The organism is Cellulophaga sp. Hel_I_12 (genome assembly GCF_000799565.1).
In the GTDB taxonomy this organism is placed as follows: Bacteria; Bacteroidota; Bacteroidia; order Flavobacteriales; family Flavobacteriaceae; genus Cellulophaga.
On the sequence record NZ_JUHB01000001.1, the window covers coordinates 3,761,313 to 3,779,353 of the forward strand.

The window sequence follows — 18,041 nt, forward strand, 5'->3', positions numbered from 1 at the left end:
GTTAAGCGAAATCAAAGAAAAACACATTTGGTTTTCAGATAGGAATTCTCTTAATGATGAATTGGATTCTAATATTTATATGATATAACAGAAACATTCTTTATAATCTAAAGTATTTAATTATTCAAAAATAAATCTCGTCTCCTCGTAAACCCGCTCAAAATTAGCCTCCAAATCAGCTTGAGAAAACTGCTTCGATTCTTGTGGAAACTCTCTTTTTATATTGCCTGGCTTGAACTGTATCTTTTTATCCTTTCCATCCGCATAGGTTGATAAAAAAATTAATTTTAAATAATTTAAAGGAATTAATTGGAACCTTATTTAACAATGGTTAATGTTGATTTTTGAACTTCAATTTTAGCTCTCAAAAGATTCATGTCATCACTTACTTTTTGCTCAACAACTCTTGCATATATTTGTGTTGTTGCAAGTTTGGTATGACCAAGAAGTTTAGAAACAGTTTCTAGGGGTACACCGTTGCTTAGAGTTACTGTAGTAGCAAATGTATGTCTTGCCATATGGAAAGTAAGGTTTTTTTCGATCCCACATAAATCTGCAATTTCTTTCAAATAACTGTTTAATTTCTGATTGGATAGCTTGGGTAATAAGCTAGAATTTTCATCGGTTTTAGAGGAATATTTACTAATAATAACTTTTGCCTTAGTTAATAAAGGAATTTTAAATGGAGTACCTGTTTTAGTTCTATTCGCCATGATCCAATTTTCAGAATCAATTCCCTCAATGATATTTTTTGAAGTAAGCGTCATTATGTCGACATAGGCGATTCCTGTATAGCAACTGAAAATAAATAAATCTCGGACAATGTCGAGTCTTGTTATTTGTGTTGCCAATGATTCTATTTGCTCTAATTCTTTTTTAGTAAGAAAATCTCTTTCTCGCTTTTCAAGTTTAGCTTTGAATTTAACGAATGGATCCTTATCAATCCATTCCATATCAAGCGCTAGATTTATCATTCTTCTAAGCCGCTGAATATGTTTCATTACAGCATTGTTTCCAATTTTACCTAGATAATGTTTAGGACGATAACCTCTTAGGTAATTTTCAAATCCAATGACAAATTTGTAATCTAAATCCCTGAGAAAACGGTCATCCTCCTTGTATTCCTTCTTCAAAAAGCTAAGTATGTAATTTTGGCTTGTATTATAATGACACAAAGTTTTTGGGCTAAGTTTATTAGACATTTTATCATTGAAAAAAGTTATAATGTCTAATAAGGAATACTGAATTTTTTCTTCCCCAAGAAATCGAGACTTTAGAATTTGCGGGGAAATTGTTTTATGTTCTAGCTTTAAATCTTTGTAATGGCTAAAAAGAAGAGATTGAACCTCATCTAAATAAAGATTTGTGATTCGTGCAGTTTTAGAATTTCCTTTTACTCTTTGTCTTGAAGAGTCCCAAAGGGTTATGTCGGCTTTCTTTTTTAAACTAATATTAACTCTTTTAGAATTAATTGTAATTCTAGCATAAATTGTGGCCTGATTGTTTTTAGCACGTTTGCTGTACACCCAAAAAAGGGTTGAAAAAGTGGAATTTGTTTTCATAGTTGTCGTCTTAAATGTTAAACATTAGTGAGACGAAAGTCAAATCAACTATTGGTATTAAAAAGTTCAAACTGGTTCACAAATCGTCAACATAAATTTTTTATTGCAAAATGTTGACGATTTGTGAACCAATAAATTCAAATAACATCAAATTCTATGATTGGCCTAAAATCATAAAACCTTGAAAATCATAAGATTTGCAAGGTTTTGATGTGATTTGAATTTTCATTCAGTGACCGGGCCGGGGCTCGAACCCGGGACCCTCTCCTTAAAAGGGAGATGCTCTACCAACTGAGCTACCAGGTCATAATTTCAGCAATAGTCTAACAGATTGTTCCCTGTTTGCGGGTGCAAATATACTATCAATAATTAATTATACAAGCCTATTTTCATATAATTTTATTTTTTTTTGATTTGAGCATAAAATATTTCAATTTTACATAAAATAAAGACATGAAAATTGTACTTGTGGGGTATATGGGAAGCGGTAAAAGTACCATAGGAAGATTACTTTCTAAGAAATTGAAAATCAATTTTATAGACTTGGATGACTACCTTGTTTCTAAATTAAAAATGCCAATTTCAGAACTTTTTGAAGTGAAAGGTGAGCTATTTTTTAGAAAAAAGGAACGTGAATATCTTCAGGAGCTAATGCTTAAAAAAACATCATTTATTTTAGCGACGGGTGGTGGAACTCCTTGTTATGGCGATAATTTAAGAATTATTCAGGAGGGTACTACGCACGATTTTTATTTAAAATTATCAATTCCGAGTTTGGTTCAGCGCTTGCTATCTGAAAAAGAAAACCGTCCTATACTAAAAAACATTGCGAACGATGCGCTGCCAGAATTTATTGGAAAGCACTTATTTGAACGAAATAATTATTATCTAAAGGCCAATCACATTATTCCATGTGACGGATTACATCCTGAGGCCCTAGTGGAAGAAATTATCAGGCGATTAGAGTAGGTAAACCACGTCATTTTTAGCCTTAAATTCAACCTTTACTTTTTCATGCAACGAAGTAGAGAGTGATATACCCTTGTAATCTGCTTTGACAGGGTATTTTTTATGATTTCTATTCACTAATACCGCCGTTTTTAATTGTTTTAAAGGCACGCGTAAAAAATGATGAACACCATAAATCAAGGTCGTTCCAGAGTTTAAAACATCGTCTACTAATACAATTGATTTGTTGGCATAAGCCGCCTCTGGAAGTGATGTTTTTACCCCGGTACTTAAAGGATTCGTCTTATCCATACTAAGCTTACAAATAGTAATTTTTGCTGAGGTAATTTCTTTCAGGACCTGCTCTATTCTAGTGGCAAAATTAAGCCCACCACCCTCAATACCTGCAATTATAATTTCTTCTTCATCCACATTTGCTTCATAGATCTGATATGCAATTCGTTTTATTTTATGCTGAATTTCCTGGTGTGTAAGTATAATATGTTGCATCTAAATGGTATTTCTAAATTAAACGATTCCTAAAGGCTTGCTTACTCCTCACTATTTTTGGGTACAGCACTATCATCAATATAATCTTCAATATCGCGCCTATCTTTTTTAGTGGGTCTACCTGCGCCCTTTTTTCTATAATAATCTTTGGAATATTGTAAAAGTTCATTGCTTTCAAACTCCGAAGCTGGCGTGGTATCTAATCGGTATAAAGCTACTAATTTAGCACCAACTCTGTTGGGTGGTATGTCTAAAACAGTAAGTTGATAATTAATCTGGTTTTTTCGTACTATAATTTTGTCTTGAGGCATAACTTCCTTAGAAGGCTTGGCTGCCGAGCCATTTAATTTTACATGGCCCTTTTTACAAGCTTCAGTACCAATATTACGTGTTTTAAAATAACGCACACACCAAAGATATTTATCTATTCGCATAAACTATTGTAATTCTTTCTTAAACTATTCCACAAAAATAGTGGAAAATTGTATCTTGCGGCACTTAAAATAAAATTGATGAAAATCAGAAGTTTATATTTATTATTGGTACTAGTTTTTTTAACTATCGTTTCTTGTAAAAAAGATGATGATGGTGTGGTATTTGTACCACCTCAAAATTTAAGTGAAATATTTGTTCAGGATGAGGCTAAATTACAAGCTTATTTTGAAACCCATTTTTACAATTATGAAGAGTTTGCAAATCCGCAACCAGGCTTTGACTATAAAATCGTTATAGATACCATTGCAGGGGCAAATAGTGATAAAATTTCTTTAAAAAATTCCCCAAGCTTTGGTTTTAATTCTGTAGAGGTTAATTCTTCTAATTTTGGTACTGTTAAGGAGGAGTCTATAGCACACAAGATATATTATATTATTGCAAGACAAGGCGTTGGTGCTTCACCTACTTTTGCCGATTCGACTTATGTTCAGTACGAAGGTTCGTTATTAGATGGCTCAATTTTTGATTCTTCTTCAGCACCAGTATGGTTCGATTTAACAACAAATATTCCCGGTTTTTCACAAGGGATTACAAGTTTAAAAGCTGGTGGTGATTTTATTGAAAATGGGGATGGAACTATTACCGTTAATGATTTTGGTATAGGAGCTATTTTTATGCCTTCTGCTTTAGCCTATTATAGTAACTCGGGAAATAGTGGAATACCAGCATATTCTCCATTAGTATTTAAGTTAAACTTGGTTGCTGTAAGTGAAATTGATCACGACAGAGACGGTATTCCTTCGTACATGGAAGATCTAAACGGGAACGGTAACTTAAGTGATGACAATACCGATATAGATACTGAAAATTCCACTCAACGATTTTTGCCTAATTATGTAGATTCAGATGATGATGGGGATGGCAAACTTACAAGAGATGAAATTATCATTAATGAAGATGGTACCATAGAATTTCCAGATGCAGACGGAGACGGAGTTCCTGATTATCTAGATAAGGATACAAAATAAAAAAAACCTGAAAGCTTAAAACTTTCAGGTTTTTTCTTTTTAATTTGCTTTTAAAGTTTTATGGATAAACTTAAAATAAGTTGATCTGGTCTTGTGTCGATACGTCCAACAACTGCATTGCCTCCATTGGCGTCAATTATTGAAACCTCATTTTCAGAAAAGCCTCTTTCATAACGTAAATCAATCCCTATTTTGCCTAGGTTGAGCCCAGCACCTATGTTAAGACCCACAGTAAAATCATTTTCTACATCACCTAAAGTAACTCCGTCAAAGTCAGTATCTAAAATGTATTGCAAAGAAGGACCAGCAAAAACAGTTAAGGGGCCAATCACTTTAAAGCCTACAAGTAAAGGGGCATCGATTTTACTCATATCGAGACTATTATTCTCATAGTCTGATTTGGTCTTGGTGTATACTAATTCTGGTCTAAAATAAATAGTATTCCCTAATTTTCCGAAGATACCCAAGTGATAGCCTACATTGCTGTCGGGGTTTTGAATTGCCTGGCCTGCTGAATCAAAGTAGTCACCATTGGCGCTGTAGTTTAAACCTCCTTTAATTCCAAATCCAGATTCATTTTGTGCAAATGCCATAAAGCCTAAAAAAGCAAATACAGCCGTAAAAATCATTTTTTTCATATGTATTAGTTTTAATGTAAACACTGGTATACAAAATTAATGCCAATGGCTTACATGTTTCTTATCAGATTCAACGCTAGTGCTTATGCTTTATTGTTAAGCTCGTTGTTTATTGCTGTTAATTAAATCGTAAATCTGTTTTAAAACCCTCGTGCAAACATGAATGCGAAACAATGGTATTCCTTTTTTTAAGCCTTAAAATAGCGCTGATTTTTCGTGCTTCTAAAAAGTCAAAAGTGGCGCAATAAGAAGAAATTTTTAGCATATGGAGAAAGTTTAAAGAGGTTCACCATTTTTCTTTCTTAGTTGATTATATTTGCGCTTACTAAAACACAATTTTGAAATTTACATTAAAGCATACTGACGTTCATAGCAAAGCGAGAGCTGGTGAAATTATAACCGATCATGGAAAAATAGAAACACCTATTTTTATGCCTGTTGGTACTGTAGGTTCTGTAAAAGCGGTGCACCAACGTGAGCTGAAAGAAGAAATTAACCCTGATATTATTTTAGCGAATACCTATCATTTATACTTAAGGCCTAAGACTGAGATTCTAAAAAAAGCAGGAGGAATTCATAAATTTATGGGTTGGGATAGAAATATCCTTACTGATAGTGGTGGGTATCAGGTATACTCGCTTTCAGGCAACCGAAAAATAAAAGAGGAAGGCGTAAAATTTAAATCGCACATAGACGGTTCGTACCACGTTTTTACACCTGAAAATGTCATGGAGATTCAGCGGGTTATAGGAGCGGATATTATTATGGCTTTCGACGAATGTACGCCATACCCATGCGATTACAAATACGCACAACGCTCTATGCATATGACGCATAGATGGTTAGAGCGTTGTTTAAAACATTTAGAAAAAACGCCACTTATTTACGATTATAGTCAAACTTTTTTTCCAATAGTTCAAGGGTCTACCTATAAAGATTTAAGAAGGCAGTCTGCAGAGTATATCGCAGGTGTTGGTGCCGAAGGGAATGCTATCGGTGGATTATCAGTCGGAGAGCCAGCAGAAGAAATGTACGCCATGACCGAGGTGGTTTGTGAAGTTTTACCCGAAGACAAACCTAGATATTTAATGGGCGTTGGTACACCTATAAATATTTTAGAAAATATTGCCTTAGGGATTGATATGTTCGATTGTGTTATGCCCACCAGAAATGCAAGAAACGGTATGTTATTCACGGCTCACGGCTCTATAAATATAAAAAACAAGAAATGGGAAGATGATTTTTCTCCTATTGATGAAATGGGGATCACTTTTGTAGATACCGAATATTCCAAGGCCTATTTAAGACATCTTTTTGCAGCCAATGAATATTTAGGAAAACAAATTGCCACTATTCACAACTTAGGTTTTTATCTTTGGTTGACTCGCGAAGCAAGAAAACATATTTTAGCTGGTGATTTTTATGATTGGAAAAATAAGATGGTAAAACAAATGGATAAAAGGCTGTAATAGTGACCATTTTAGATAAATACATATTAAAGCGTTATTTGGTAACATTTTCAGTAATGTTATTATTGTTTATTCCTATCGGAATCATGGTTCATTTGGCCGAACAGATAGGGAAAATGCAAGATAATGAAGCGCCACTAAATGAAATACTGGTGTATTTAGGGAATTTTTCTATTTATATCGGGAGTATGTTATTGCCTATTTTTCTATTCTTATCTGTCATCTTTTTTACCTCAAAACTCGCAAGTAATACTGAGATTGTAGCCATACTCAGTTCAGGTATCTCTTATGCTCGTTTTTTAAAGCCCTATATTATTGGCGCTACCATAGTCGCTACATTTATGCTTTTAATGGGGATGTTTATTGTACCGAATGCCAGCAAAGGCTTTAATGAGTTTAAGTTTAAATATTTAAAAAAAGGAAAACAAGACAGAGTTACAGAAAATATTTTCAATCAATTGAATGAGAATGATTTTATTTATGTTAGTCGTTTTGATCCACTGCGTCAGCAAGGCTATAATTTTACCCTAGAACATTTTAACGAAGAGAATGTTTTAGAGTATAAGTTGTCAGCGGCAAATATTAGATGGGTGCCTACAGACTCTTTGTATAGGCTTACTTCTTATGTAAAACGCAGTTTAATAGGTGAAACTGAAATTATTGAAACAAAAACAAGGTTAGACACCATTTTTCCATTTAAAATAAATGACTTAACCCCTGTTTCGTATATCGCAGAAACTAAGAATTTATTTGAATTAAATGAATTTATAGCCGATCAGAAGCGGAAAGGAGCATCAAACATTAATACCTATATTTTAGCGAAATATAAAAGATGGTCCTTGCCTATTACTGCTTTTATTTTAACCTTAATTGCCGTAGCTGTCTCTGCACAAAAACGCAGAGGTGGTATGGGAGTAAACTTAGCCTTTGGGATTTTAGTAGCCTTTATCTACATATTTTTTGATCGCGTTTTTGGGACCTTAGCGGAACAATCAGGTTTTTCTCCACTTTTAGCAGTTATTGTTCCTAACCTTTTGTTTGGCGGGCTCGCACTTTATTTATTGCGAAGAGCCATGCGATAGGCTACCACAGCTATTATTTATATATGACTTGTTTATATCATGACCGATAAAGTTAAAAATTACCTACACCTTCACGTCATTGTTTTTATTTGGGGCTTTACGGCCGTGCTAGGAAAACTCATAAGTTTAGATGCTTTACCCTTGGTTTGGTATCGGATGGGTATTGCTGTAGCACTTATTGGATTGTTTATTATTCTAAAAAGAATACCGCTTAAGGTAGCTCCGAAACAATTGGCATGGATGGGAATTGCAGGCATTGTAATCGCCTTGCATTGGGTTACTTTTTTTACGGCTATAAAAGTGTCTACTGTTTCGGTGGCTCTAGCGACGCTGTCCACTGGCGCGTTTTTTACGGCTTTATTAGAGCCTTTCTGGTACGGTCGTAAAATAATTGGCTATGAAATATTTTTTGGTATCCTGGTCATGCTTGGGCTCTACATTATTTTTAATGTCGAAACACAGTACACACAAGGAATTATATACGGATTAATATCCGCCTTATTGTCTGCTATTTTTTCTTTAATCAATGGAAAACTTGTTCAAACCAATAAGCCGAGTATAATTTCATTTTATGAACTAGGCTTAGGTGTTTTATTTCTAACGGCATATCTAGGGTATAAGAGTCGTTTTACAAGTTCCTTTTTTGAAGTATCTGTAAACGACTGGTTATTTTTAGGTATTCTAGCATCTGTTTGCACTGCCTATGCTTTTATAGCTTCTGTAAAAGTAATGAAGTTTTTAACGCCGTATACCGTCATGTTAACCATCAATTTAGAACCTATTTACGGGATAATTTTAGCCTTTGTTTTGCTAGGAGAAAGCGAAAAAATGAATCCTTTATTCTATTTAGGGGCTTTATTAATACTAAGCACGGTGATAGCCAACGGATTACTAAAGAACCGAGCAAGGTTAAAAAAATGGAGTAGGAGTTAGGCATCCCTATTTAAAGTTTTATATTTGTCTAATTATAAAAACTAAACAGGAGTACTCATGGAATATTTAGATTTTGAACTTCCGATTAAAGAGCTTGAAGAGCAATTAGATAAGTGCATGATTATTGGTGAAGAGAGTGACGTTGATGTTACCGAAACCTGTAAGCAGATAGAAAAAAAATTATTAGAAACGCGTAAAGAGATTTATAAAAATCTTACCGCATGGCAACGCGTACAATTATCCAGACATCCTAACAGACCTTATACGCTAGATTATATTAAGGCCATATGCGGTACTACTTTTTTAGAGCTTCATGGCGATAGAAATGTTAAAGATGATAAAGCTATGATTGGTGGTCTAGGTAAAATTGGCGATCAAAGTTATATGTTTATCGGGCAACAAAAGGGCTACAATACCAAGACCAGACAGTATCGAAATTTTGGTATGGCAAACCCTGAAGGGTACAGAAAGGCATTGCGTTTAATGAAGTCTGCTGAAAAATTTAATATTCCTGTTGTATGCTTAATTGATACTCCAGGTGCCTATCCAGGCATTGAAGCTGAAGAGCGCGGACAAGGAGAAGCTATAGCTCGAAATATTTTAGAAATGACGAGGTTAAAAGTGCCTATTATTGTCGTTATTATTGGAGAAGGTGCTTCAGGTGGAGCTTTAGGTATTGGCGTTGGTGATAAGGTATTAATGTTAGAAAATACTTGGTATTCTGTAATTTCACCAGAATCTTGTTCCTCTATATTATGGAGAAGTTGGGAGTACAAAGAAATTGCTGCAGACGCTTTAAAACTCACAGCAACCGACATGAAAAAGCTAAAGCTAATTGACGAAATTGTTCGAGAACCAGCAGGCGGTGCCCATAGCTCTAGAGATAAAACTTTTGAAATTGTAAAAAATAAAATAATTTCAAATTATGAGGAACTTAAAAAGTTATCACCAAAAGAATTGATTAAAATTAGAATGGATAAATACGCCAATATGGGTGTATTTAATGATTAAAACCTGTTTTATCATAGCATTTTAAAATCTGAAGAATTAAATCTTCAGATTTTTTTTGTTGTTAACATAAAATCGTAACTTATTAACATCGTAATTGTTGAAGACCTGTGAACATCGAAATTTATTTTTTGAGGTTCAGTAGGGGTTAATTACATACTTTCGTAATCATGGAAAAACCGAGCCCAATTGTTGGACATAGAATAGACAAATCTAATATTATCAGCTTAGAAAGAGGGAAAATTCCGCCACAAGCTATTGATTTAGAGGAGGTTGTGATTGGAGCGATGATGATCGATAAAAAAGGTATCGACGAAGTAATCGATATCTTACATCCTGATGTTTTCTATAAAGACGCCCATAAATTTATTTTTGAAGCAATTTTTAAATTGTTTGAAAGTTCTGAACCTGTTGATTTATTAACCGTTTCTTCGCAACTAAAGAAAGACGGTAAATTAGAGGCTGTAGGAGGCGATTTTTACTTGATTAAATTAACGCAAAAAGTAGCGTCTTCTGCACATATCGAGTTCCATGCTCGTATTATACTTCAAAAATTTATTCAGCGTAGTTTAATAAAAATTTCTAATGAAATAATCGAAGACGCCTACGATGAAGGTAGTGATGTTTTTGATTTATTAGACATGGCAGAATCAAAACTATATGATGTTACCCAAGGTAATTTAAAACGTTCCGCTGAAACTGCACAAAATTTAGTCATACAGGCTAAAAAGCGCATTGAAGAAATTGCGAATAAAGAGGGTTTAAGCGGTGTACCTTCAGGTTTTGATAAAGTAGATAAACTTACCTCTGGTTGGCAGCCAAGTGATTTAATTATCATTGCAGCTCGTCCTGGTATGGGTAAAACGGCGCTCACCTTATCGATGGCTCGTAATATGGCTGTTAATTCCAATATTCCTGTTGCTTTCTTCTCCTTAGAGATGTCTTCAGTGCAATTAATTACACGTTTAATTTCTTCTGAAACGGGCTTATCTTCTGAAAAATTACGTACAGGTAAGTTAGAAAAACACGAATGGGAACAGTTAAATGTGAAAGTAAAAACGCTTGAAAAAGCACCCTTATTCATCGACGATTCACCATCGCTGTCTATTTTTGATCTAAGAGCTAAAGCAAGACGTTTAGCTTCACAACATGGTATTAAAATGATTATGATCGATTATTTGCAGTTGATGACGGCTGGAGGTAGTCAAAAAGGTGGTGGTAATCGAGAACAAGAAATTTCTACTATTTCCAGAAATTTAAAAGCCTTAGCTAAAGAACTAAATATCCCTGTCATTGCCTTGTCGCAACTATCACGTGCTGTAGAAACTAGGGGTGGTACTAAAAGACCCCTATTGTCGGATCTTAGAGAATCTGGAGCCATTGAGCAAGATGCCGATATTGTTTCGTTTATCTACCGACCAGAATACTATAAAATTGATGAATGGGATGATGAGGAACGCTCACCAACCGCAGGGCAAGGAGAGTTTATCGTTGCAAAACACAGAAATGGGGGCTTAGAAAATATTCGATTGAAATTTATTGGTAATCAAGGAAAGTTCGATAATCTAGATGACTTTGATTCTCCTTTTGAATTTCAGTCTAAAATGAATGCGGATGAAGACAACCCGTTCATTACCAAAAATCTTCCTAATCCCAACCAAGCCTTTGGAAGTGCTATGAATGAGGAAGATGATAATGATGTGCCTTTTTAATTAAAAGGAGCGGGTAGTTACTATTTTTTTCAATATCTTAAGGCTTTATTAGAGTTTACTCCAAGACCAGTAACTTTAATGGATGTTTCTAAATTATACCATGAAAAAAATACTCTTTTCTCTGTTCTTTTTTCTTTTTTCGCTAAAAATGATAGCCTCAGCAATTCTAATTCCCATGGATGCCGAAAGTCAAAAAAATCATTTGAAAGCCTACGGGGTCACCTATTGGATTTTGGCGAAACAACAAAAAGTGCAGTGGCTTTTAAATTACCGTGGGGGCTCTTTTCTCTTACCTGATGGCGAGGATATTCGTAAAGAGTGCCAAATTAGAGGCGTGTCTTTTGAAGTTTTATCGGATAGTGAAGCCAATGCCATTTTAGCGACTATAGCTAGTCCTTCTCAAAACCAAGAAGCTGTTATTTTAGAAAAAGCTCCTAAAATTGCAGTATATACGCCCAAAGGATTGCAACCCTGGGATGATGCCGTGACTATGGTCTTGACCTATGCAGAAATTCCCTATGAAACTATTTATGATGAAGAAGTTTTAGATGACAAGCTGGTGTTATTTGATTGGTTGCACCTGCATCATGAAGATTTTACAGGCCAATATGGTAAATTTTATGCGGCTTATAAAGCAGCACCATGGTATTTAGAGAGTAAAAAAGAAGCTGAAGCCTTAGCGGCTAAATTGGGTTTTAACAAGGTGTCAGAATCGAAAAGGGCAGTTGCTTTAAAAATCCGGAATTATGTAATTGGTGGTGGTTTTATGTTCGCCATGTGTTCTGCTACCGATAGTTTTGATATCGCCTTAGCAGCTTCTGATAATGTAGATATTTGTGAAGCCATGTTCGATGGTGATCCTTCAGATGCGAATTACCAGTCAAGGTTAGATTTTACAAAAACTTTTGCATTTACTAATTTTACACTAGAAAGAAATCCGTTGCAGTATGAGTTCTCTTCTATTGATATGACTCAGAAAAGAAGTATTATAAAAGAATCTGATTATTTTTCATTGATGGATTTTTCAGCAAAATGGGATCCAATTCCTACCATGCTATGTCAAAACCATACCTCTTTGGTGAAAGGCTTTATGGGGCAAACCACATCCTTTGAACGGAATGAAATTAAATCGACTGTTTTAGTGCTTGGGGAGAACAAAGTAAATGGAGAGGCTCGGTATATACACGGAATTAAAGGAAAAGGTTTTTTTACCTTCTACGGAGGCCATGATCCTGAGGATTACCAACATAGAGTCGGGGATCCTAAAACAGAGCTAGCCTTGCATACGTCATCTCCTGGATACCGTTTGATCTTAAATAATGTTTTGTTTCCGGCCGCTAAAAAGAAAAAACAGAAAACGTAGAATAATTTCCAATTTCGTTTTTTTGCTTACCGATTACCGCAAAGAATCTAAAAGTCGTTAGCTTGCTAAATACTTTTAATTTCGGACATTTTTGAGTACATAGCTCCATTAATCATCAACAATTTATTTATTAGACATTCTACATGAGACTTTCGACTAAGTTTTCAAGGATCTTTTCTACTCCAAAATCATCATTACTGCTCGTACTGTAATTTGCGGCTTTTATAACATTGGGGTGCGCATTTGCCATGGCAAAGCTATAATCGGCTAAAGCTAGCATTTCTAAGTCGTTATTATAATCTCCGAAAACTAATAGTTCTTCTGGCTTAATATTATTTTGTTCCATTACTTTTTTGAGTGCATAGCCTTTATTGGCATTTTTGCTAGATATATCCACCCAATTAGAACCTGAAATTTTGACCTGTAGGTCTTGTTCTAAAAACGAAACCTGAGGATATACATATTTTTCAGAACTTTCAAAATGATAAATGGCGATCTTTAAAATCTCTCCCTCGTAATCGCCCAAACTATCTAATACTTGGTAATGAGAATAGTATTCCTGTAATTTTTTTTCAAATAACGAAGAATTTCCTAAGATGTAGGCACTGTTTTTTCCGCAAAGTACAGGATGAATATTACTGATGCGATCTAAAATGCTAACCACTTCATTTTTTGTTTGATGGGGTAGTGGGGTTGCTACAATTTCTTGTCCATTTTGCATCGCAAAGCCTCCATTTTCTGCAATTACAATGATGTCTTGTTGTATCGGATGTAATTTGCCTACAATACTGTGATATTGACGACCACTTGCCGCAACGAACAGAACCTCCTTTTTCTTTAAGGCTTCAAATAGGGTAAAAAATTGGTCGCTCACTTCATGATTAGAGTTGAGTAAGGTACCGTCCATATCGGTAACCACCATTTTTATTTTCGATAAATCCATAGTACTGTTTTTTGAACCTTGCAAAGTTATTGGATAAGGTTTAAAAAGACGGTACTAAATGGATAAGTTTGTAACCTAATTACAAATCACTTATGAAATTCTACCAAAAAGAGATTACATTAAAATCGTACCCCCGAGGTTTTCATGTAATTACAGAACAAATTACAGCTGCTGTTGCTTCAGATCTATCTTTCATTACTATAGGTATGTTACACGTTTTTATAAAACATACTTCGGCTAGTTTAACCATCAACGAAAATGCAGACCCTACTGTTCGGGTTGATTTTGAGCGTCACTTCAATACAATGATTCCTGAAAATGCACCCTACTACCAACATAATTATGAGGGCTCAGATGATATGCCTGCACACATAAAAGCCTCTTTATTGGGGAATTCAGTACAAATACCCATTACGAATGGAAAATTAAATTTAGGAATTTGGCAGGGTGTTTATTTAGGAGAACACAGAAATAAAGCCTCGGGGAGAAAATTGGTACTCACAATTTTTGGAGAGAGCTAAATTAGTATTTACTTTAATATTTCTAAAAAGTAAGTATAGAAACAGATAGTGCTGTTCATTGAAAAACAAAAAAAATCCGACTCGTAAGAATCGGATTTTTTAATAAGTGAGATATATTGTTGTTACTTTATTTTTTGAACGACTGCTTTAAAAGCTTCTGGGTGATTCATCGCTAAATCGGCTAAAACTTTACGGTTTAGCTCAATGTTGTTCGCTTTAATTCTCCCCATAAACTGAGAATAAGACATTCCGTGTAAACGAGCACCTGCATTAATACGAGTGATCCATAAAGAACGGAAGGTTCTTTTCTTGTTTCTACGATCTCTATAAGCATATAACATTGCTTTTTCAACCGCATTTTTTGCTACTGTCCAAACGTTTTTACGTCTTCCAAAGTAACCTTTGGCTTGCTTCATCACCTTTTTTCTTCTGGCTCTTGAAGCTACTGAATTTACTGATCTTGGCATACTTTTAAATTGTTTTTGTAGTAGGCGGTCGATAATCGACACTTTTTAGGCCTAACTCCATGGTTAATATTAATTTACCTGTAAAATTGAATAATTACTTTAAACGTAATTGTTCTTTGATACTGTTAACATCTGCTTCATGTACTAGACCTGAATGTGTTAACGCAAGCTTACGTTTTTTAGATTTCTTCGTTAGAATGTGGCTCTTAAAAGCGTGCTTTCTTTTAATTTTACCAGAACCTGTAAGTTTAAATCGCTTCTTAGCGCTGGATTTTGTTTTTTGTTTAGGCATCTTGTTCCTAGTTTATTTAATTATCTCACTTATTATCATTCAAACTGCCAGCAAAAGCCAGCAGTCTATTTTGTTTACGTCATAAGTATAAAAGCTTATGAGTGGTGTTGTTTATTTTTTGTTCGTTTTAGGAGCGATGAACATCGTCATCCTTTTTCCTTCTAATCGAGGCATCTGTTCTACTTTTCCTAAATCTTCTAATTCTGAAGCTAATTTAAGTAATAGAATTTCTCCTTGATCTTTATATACAATTGATCTTCCTTTGAAAAAAACATAAGCTTTGAGCTTAGCGCCGTCTTTTAAAAACTTTTCGGCGTGTTTCTTTTTAAAATCATAATCATGATCATCTGTTTGTGGACCAAATCTAATTTCTTTTACGATAACTTTAGTCGCTTTAGCCTTAATGGCTTTTTCGCGCTTTTTTTGTTCGTAAAGAAACTTTTTGTAGTCTGTTATTTTACAAACAGGGGGTTCAGCGTTAGGAGATATTTCTACCAAATCTAACTCTAATTCTTCTGCTTTATTTAGTGCTTCCCGAATCGGGTAAACACCAACTTCTACATTATCACCTACCAACCTGACTTTCGGAGAAAGTATTTGCTCGTTAATTTTATGAGGGTTTTTGTCTTCCCTACGCGGTTGAGGTCTAAATCTTTTTCTAATTGCTATGACTAAATCTTTTTAATTAAACTTATTTTTTACTTTTTATCCTCGTTTTTAGAGGTCAATTTTGTTTTTAGCGCCGAATTTTCCAATCGAAGCTATTAAAACGGTTTTAATGTACTATTTATTTCTGTAGAAACCAATTCTTCGAAGGTTTCTAGGCTAATTGAACCCAAATCTTCACCTCCGTGTTTTCTAACAGCAATGGTGTTTTGTGCCTCTTCACTTTCTCCGACAATCAGCATAAATGGTATTTTATTCATTTCTGCTTCTCGGATTTTCTTGCCGACCGTTTCATTTCTGGCGTCAACTTGGGCGCGAATTTCGTGTTTTTCTAGCGATTTTAAAACTTTTTCTGCATATTTTTCATGTTTCTCGCTAACAGGCAAAATAATGGCTTGTTCAGGGATGAGCCAAAGCGGAAAATTACCACCTGTGTGCTCTAATAAAAGCGCAATAAATCGTTCCATACTTCCAAAAGGGGCTCGATGTATCATAACGGGTCTATGTAGTTCATTATCACTACCTTTATAGGTAAGATCAAAACGTTCTGGGAGGTTATAATCTACCTGAATGGTACCTAGTTGCCATTGACGGCCTAGGGCATCTTTCACCATAAAATCTAATTTCGGACCATAAAAAGCAGCTTCTCCACTTTCGATCACAAAATTTAGTCCTTTTTCTTTGGCTGCATTTATAATTGCATTTTCTGCTTTTTCCCAATTTTCAACAGAACCAATGTATTTTTCAGGCTTGTTTAAATCACGAACAGAAACCTGGGCAGTAAAATTATCAAAACCTAAAGAGCCCAAAACATATAAAGATAAATCAATAACGTTTTTAAACTCTTGATCTAATTGATCAGGTGTGCAAAAAATATGAGCATCATCTTGGGTAAACCCGCGAACTCTTGTCAGTCCATGTAATTCGCCACTTTGCTCGTATCTATAAACGGTACCAAACTCAGCAAATCGTTTGGGTAAATCTTTATAGGAATGGGGTTTAAAATTATATATTTCACAATGATGGGGACAGTTCATTGGTTTTAATAAAAACTCTTCATCCATTTTTGGTGTTCTAATGGGTTGAAAGCTGTCTTCACCATATTTTGCATAATGTCCAGAGGTAACATAGAGTTCTTTTTGGCCAATATGTGGAGTTACCACCATTTCATATCCAGCTTTTTTCTGAGCTTTCTTTAGAAAATTTTCTAGTCGTTCTCGTAGGGCTGCTCCTTTGGGTAACCATAAAGGCAAACCCTGACCAACTTTAGCCGAAAAAGTAAAAAGCTCCAACTCTCTACCTAATTTTCTGTGGTCTCGTTGTTTGGCTTGTTCGAGTAATTCTAAATATTCGGTTAACTCTTTTTGTTTTGGAAATGATATTCCATAAACTCTAGTGAGTTGTGGATTTTTTTCATCACCTCTCCAATATGCCCCAGCAACACTTAGTATTTTAATAGCTTTAATGATGCCAGTATTGGGAATATGACCTCCTCTACATAAATCGGTAAAGCTATCATGATCACAAAAGGTGATAGTGCCATCTTCAAGATTTTCAATGAGCTCTACTTTATATTCATTGTTTTGCTCCTTATATATAGATAGGGCTTCTTTTTTACTGATGGCGCGCATTTTAAAATCGTGCTTACCTCTTGCGATTTCCAGAGCCTTTTTTTCTATTTCAGGAAAGTCCTTGTCGGATATTGTTTTATCCCCTAAATCAATATCATAATAAAATCCATTTTCAATAGCCGGCCCTATAGTTAGTTTTACACCAGGGTAGAGTTCCTCTAAGGCTTGTGCAACTACGTGGGAAGAAGAATGCCAAAAAGCTTTTTTGCCTTCATTGTCATTCCATGTATATAAAATAATAGAACCATCTTCAAGTAATGGTGTAGTTACTTCGACAACAGTGTCATTAAATTTCGCTGAAATAACATTTCGAGCGAAACCTTCACTAATATTTTTAGCAACATCCATGGGCGAACTCCCTTTTGCCATTTCTCTAATACTACCATCAGGTAAGCTGATCTTAATCATGTAATTTAATTTATGGACTGCAAATATATTGTAAAGTGAGTTGTTGAACAATGTTGATTTTGATTGAATTTTAATTTTTAATCAATTACTTTATATACAGTACAGGCTTAGTACTTAAACGGAGCTTAACTAAGTGATAAGTAAATGAGGTATTTCTCAGCGCTTTTTTGTGTCTATAGCGGTTAAAGCTTCTTTTTTCATGAAGCTTTTTGAAATTTAAATTTAGCTTGGTTTTAAGTTTTTTTCAACGAAATTAAACAAACACAAGTTTTTTTAATTTTTTCATTGTTTGTAACGTGTTGTTTTTAAGGGTTTTGTTTTGATTGTAGTAATTATTTCAAAAAAGAATTAAAAAAACATTTGCGGGATTAAAAAGAGGGTGTATATTTGCACCCGCTTACGGAGACAGAGAGAATGAAGTTGGT

At 34.6% G+C, this 18,041-nt stretch carries 18 protein-coding genes, 1 tRNA gene and 1 pseudogene; 9 read left to right on the forward strand and 11 right to left on the reverse strand.

Annotation, left to right across the window (positions count from 1 at the left end; all coding sequences use genetic code 11):
• Positions 1-120: 120 nt before the first annotated feature.
• The 3 genes and pseudogenes from GQ45_RS18285 to GQ45_RS16340 all read right to left on the reverse strand — a co-directional run.
• Positions 121-270: pseudogene (locus GQ45_RS18285) on the reverse strand (type IV secretory system conjugative DNA transfer family protein); the annotation flags it as partial.
• 47 nt (positions 271-317) lie between these two features.
• On the reverse strand, positions 318-1,562 hold the full coding sequence (locus tag GQ45_RS16335; RefSeq protein ID WP_047419629.1) for a site-specific integrase: 1,245 nt from the start codon (positions 1,560-1,562) through the stop codon (positions 318-320).
• A 233-nt stretch (positions 1,563-1,795) separates the two neighbouring features.
• Positions 1,796-1,868: transfer RNA gene (locus tag GQ45_RS16340), tRNA-Lys, on the reverse strand.
• A 147-nt stretch (positions 1,869-2,015) separates the two neighbouring features.
• On the opposite strand from GQ45_RS16340, the gene GQ45_RS16345 reads away from it, so the two are divergent.
• A complete protein-coding gene (locus GQ45_RS16345) occupies positions 2,016-2,531 on the forward strand; it encodes a shikimate kinase (RefSeq protein WP_047419632.1) in 516 nt (171 codons plus the stop codon).
• Here the strand turns inward: GQ45_RS16345 and GQ45_RS16350 are convergent.
• The gene (locus tag GQ45_RS16350) at positions 2,523-3,020 is read right to left on the reverse strand and encodes a phosphoribosyltransferase family protein (RefSeq protein WP_047419633.1); all 498 of its coding nucleotides are present in this window, start codon (positions 3,018-3,020) and stop codon (positions 2,523-2,525) included. The two genes, GQ45_RS16345 and GQ45_RS16350, sit on opposite strands and share 9 nt — an antisense overlap.
• Before the next feature lie 41 nt (positions 3,021-3,061).
• Positions 3,062-3,454: an RNA-binding S4 domain-containing protein gene (locus GQ45_RS16355; RefSeq protein ID WP_047419634.1), complete on the reverse strand. Its 393-nt coding sequence runs from the start codon at positions 3,452-3,454 to the stop codon at positions 3,062-3,064.
• A 78-nt stretch (positions 3,455-3,532) separates the two neighbouring features.
• Between GQ45_RS16355 and GQ45_RS16360 the strand changes: the two genes are divergently transcribed.
• Positions 3,533-4,483 carry an FKBP-type peptidyl-prolyl cis-trans isomerase gene (locus GQ45_RS16360; RefSeq protein ID WP_047419635.1) on the forward strand — a complete coding sequence of 317 codons (951 nt, stop codon included), beginning with the start codon at positions 3,533-3,535 and terminating at the stop codon, positions 4,481-4,483.
• 50 nt (positions 4,484-4,533) lie between these two features.
• Here the strand turns inward: GQ45_RS16360 and GQ45_RS16365 are convergent, their stop codons facing one another.
• Positions 4,534-5,121, reverse strand: coding sequence for an outer membrane beta-barrel protein (locus GQ45_RS16365; protein WP_047419636.1), 588 nt, complete (start codon positions 5,119-5,121; stop codon positions 4,534-4,536).
• 338 nt (positions 5,122-5,459) lie between these two features.
• Here GQ45_RS16365 and tgt point away from each other — a divergent pair, with 338 nt between their 5' ends.
• The 6 genes from tgt to GQ45_RS16395 all read left to right on the forward strand — a co-directional run bounded on the left by tgt (position 5,460) and on the right by GQ45_RS16395 (position 12,688).
• Positions 5,460-6,590: a tRNA guanosine(34) transglycosylase Tgt gene (tgt, locus tag GQ45_RS16370; protein ID WP_047419637.1), complete on the forward strand. Its 1,131-nt coding sequence runs from the start codon at positions 5,460-5,462 to the stop codon at positions 6,588-6,590.
• 2 nt (positions 6,591-6,592) lie between these two features.
• Positions 6,593-7,672 (forward strand): LptF/LptG family permease, encoded by a 1,080-nt coding sequence (locus GQ45_RS16375; protein WP_047419638.1) that lies wholly within the window; start codon positions 6,593-6,595, stop codon positions 7,670-7,672.
• Positions 7,673-7,708: 36 nt separating this feature from the next.
• Positions 7,709-8,605, forward strand: coding sequence for a DMT family transporter (locus tag GQ45_RS16380; RefSeq protein WP_047419639.1), 897 nt, complete (start codon positions 7,709-7,711; stop codon positions 8,603-8,605).
• Positions 8,606-8,662: 57 nt separating this feature from the next.
• Positions 8,663-9,616, forward strand: coding sequence for an acetyl-CoA carboxylase carboxyltransferase subunit alpha (locus tag GQ45_RS16385; protein WP_047419642.1), 954 nt, complete (start codon positions 8,663-8,665; stop codon positions 9,614-9,616).
• A gap of 167 nt (positions 9,617-9,783) precedes the next feature.
• The gene (gene dnaB, locus GQ45_RS16390) at positions 9,784-11,325 is read left to right on the forward strand and encodes a replicative DNA helicase (protein WP_047419648.1); all 1,542 of its coding nucleotides are present in this window, start codon (positions 9,784-9,786) and stop codon (positions 11,323-11,325) included.
• A 100-nt stretch (positions 11,326-11,425) separates the two neighbouring features.
• Positions 11,426-12,688 (forward strand): asparagine synthetase B, encoded by a 1,263-nt coding sequence (locus GQ45_RS16395; RefSeq protein WP_081980980.1) that lies wholly within the window; start codon positions 11,426-11,428, stop codon positions 12,686-12,688.
• A 139-nt stretch (positions 12,689-12,827) separates the two neighbouring features.
• On the opposite strand, the gene GQ45_RS16400 is transcribed toward GQ45_RS16395, so the two are convergent.
• Complete coding sequence (locus tag GQ45_RS16400) at positions 12,828-13,631, reverse strand: HAD family hydrolase (protein WP_047419650.1); 804 nt, start codon at positions 13,629-13,631, stop codon at positions 12,828-12,830.
• Positions 13,632-13,723: 92 nt separating this feature from the next.
• On the opposite strand from GQ45_RS16400, the gene GQ45_RS16405 reads away from it, so the two are divergent.
• Positions 13,724-14,152, forward strand: a complete 429-nt coding sequence (locus GQ45_RS16405; RefSeq protein ID WP_047419651.1) for a secondary thiamine-phosphate synthase enzyme YjbQ — start codon at positions 13,724-13,726, stop codon at positions 14,150-14,152.
• Positions 14,153-14,274: 122 nt separating this feature from the next.
• Here GQ45_RS16405 and rplT read toward each other — a convergent pair whose 3' ends face one another.
• The 4 genes from rplT to thrS all read right to left on the reverse strand — a co-directional run bounded on the left by rplT (position 14,275) and on the right by thrS (position 17,616).
• Positions 14,275-14,619, reverse strand: coding sequence for a 50S ribosomal protein L20 (gene rplT, locus GQ45_RS16410; RefSeq protein ID WP_047419653.1), 345 nt, complete (start codon positions 14,617-14,619; stop codon positions 14,275-14,277).
• 94 nt (positions 14,620-14,713) lie between these two features.
• The gene (rpmI, locus tag GQ45_RS16415; protein WP_031444751.1) at positions 14,714-14,911 is read right to left on the reverse strand and encodes a 50S ribosomal protein L35; all 198 of its coding nucleotides are present in this window, start codon (positions 14,909-14,911) and stop codon (positions 14,714-14,716) included.
• A 111-nt stretch (positions 14,912-15,022) separates the two neighbouring features.
• Positions 15,023-15,574 carry a translation initiation factor IF-3 gene (gene infC, locus GQ45_RS16420; protein WP_255352065.1) on the reverse strand — a complete coding sequence of 184 codons (552 nt, stop codon included), beginning with the start codon at positions 15,572-15,574 and terminating at the stop codon, positions 15,023-15,025.
• 101 nt (positions 15,575-15,675) lie between these two features.
• Entirely contained in the window at positions 15,676-17,616 is a 1,941-nt protein-coding gene (gene thrS, locus GQ45_RS16425; protein WP_047419658.1) for a threonine--tRNA ligase, read from the reverse strand.
• Positions 17,617-18,041 lie beyond the last annotated feature (425 nt).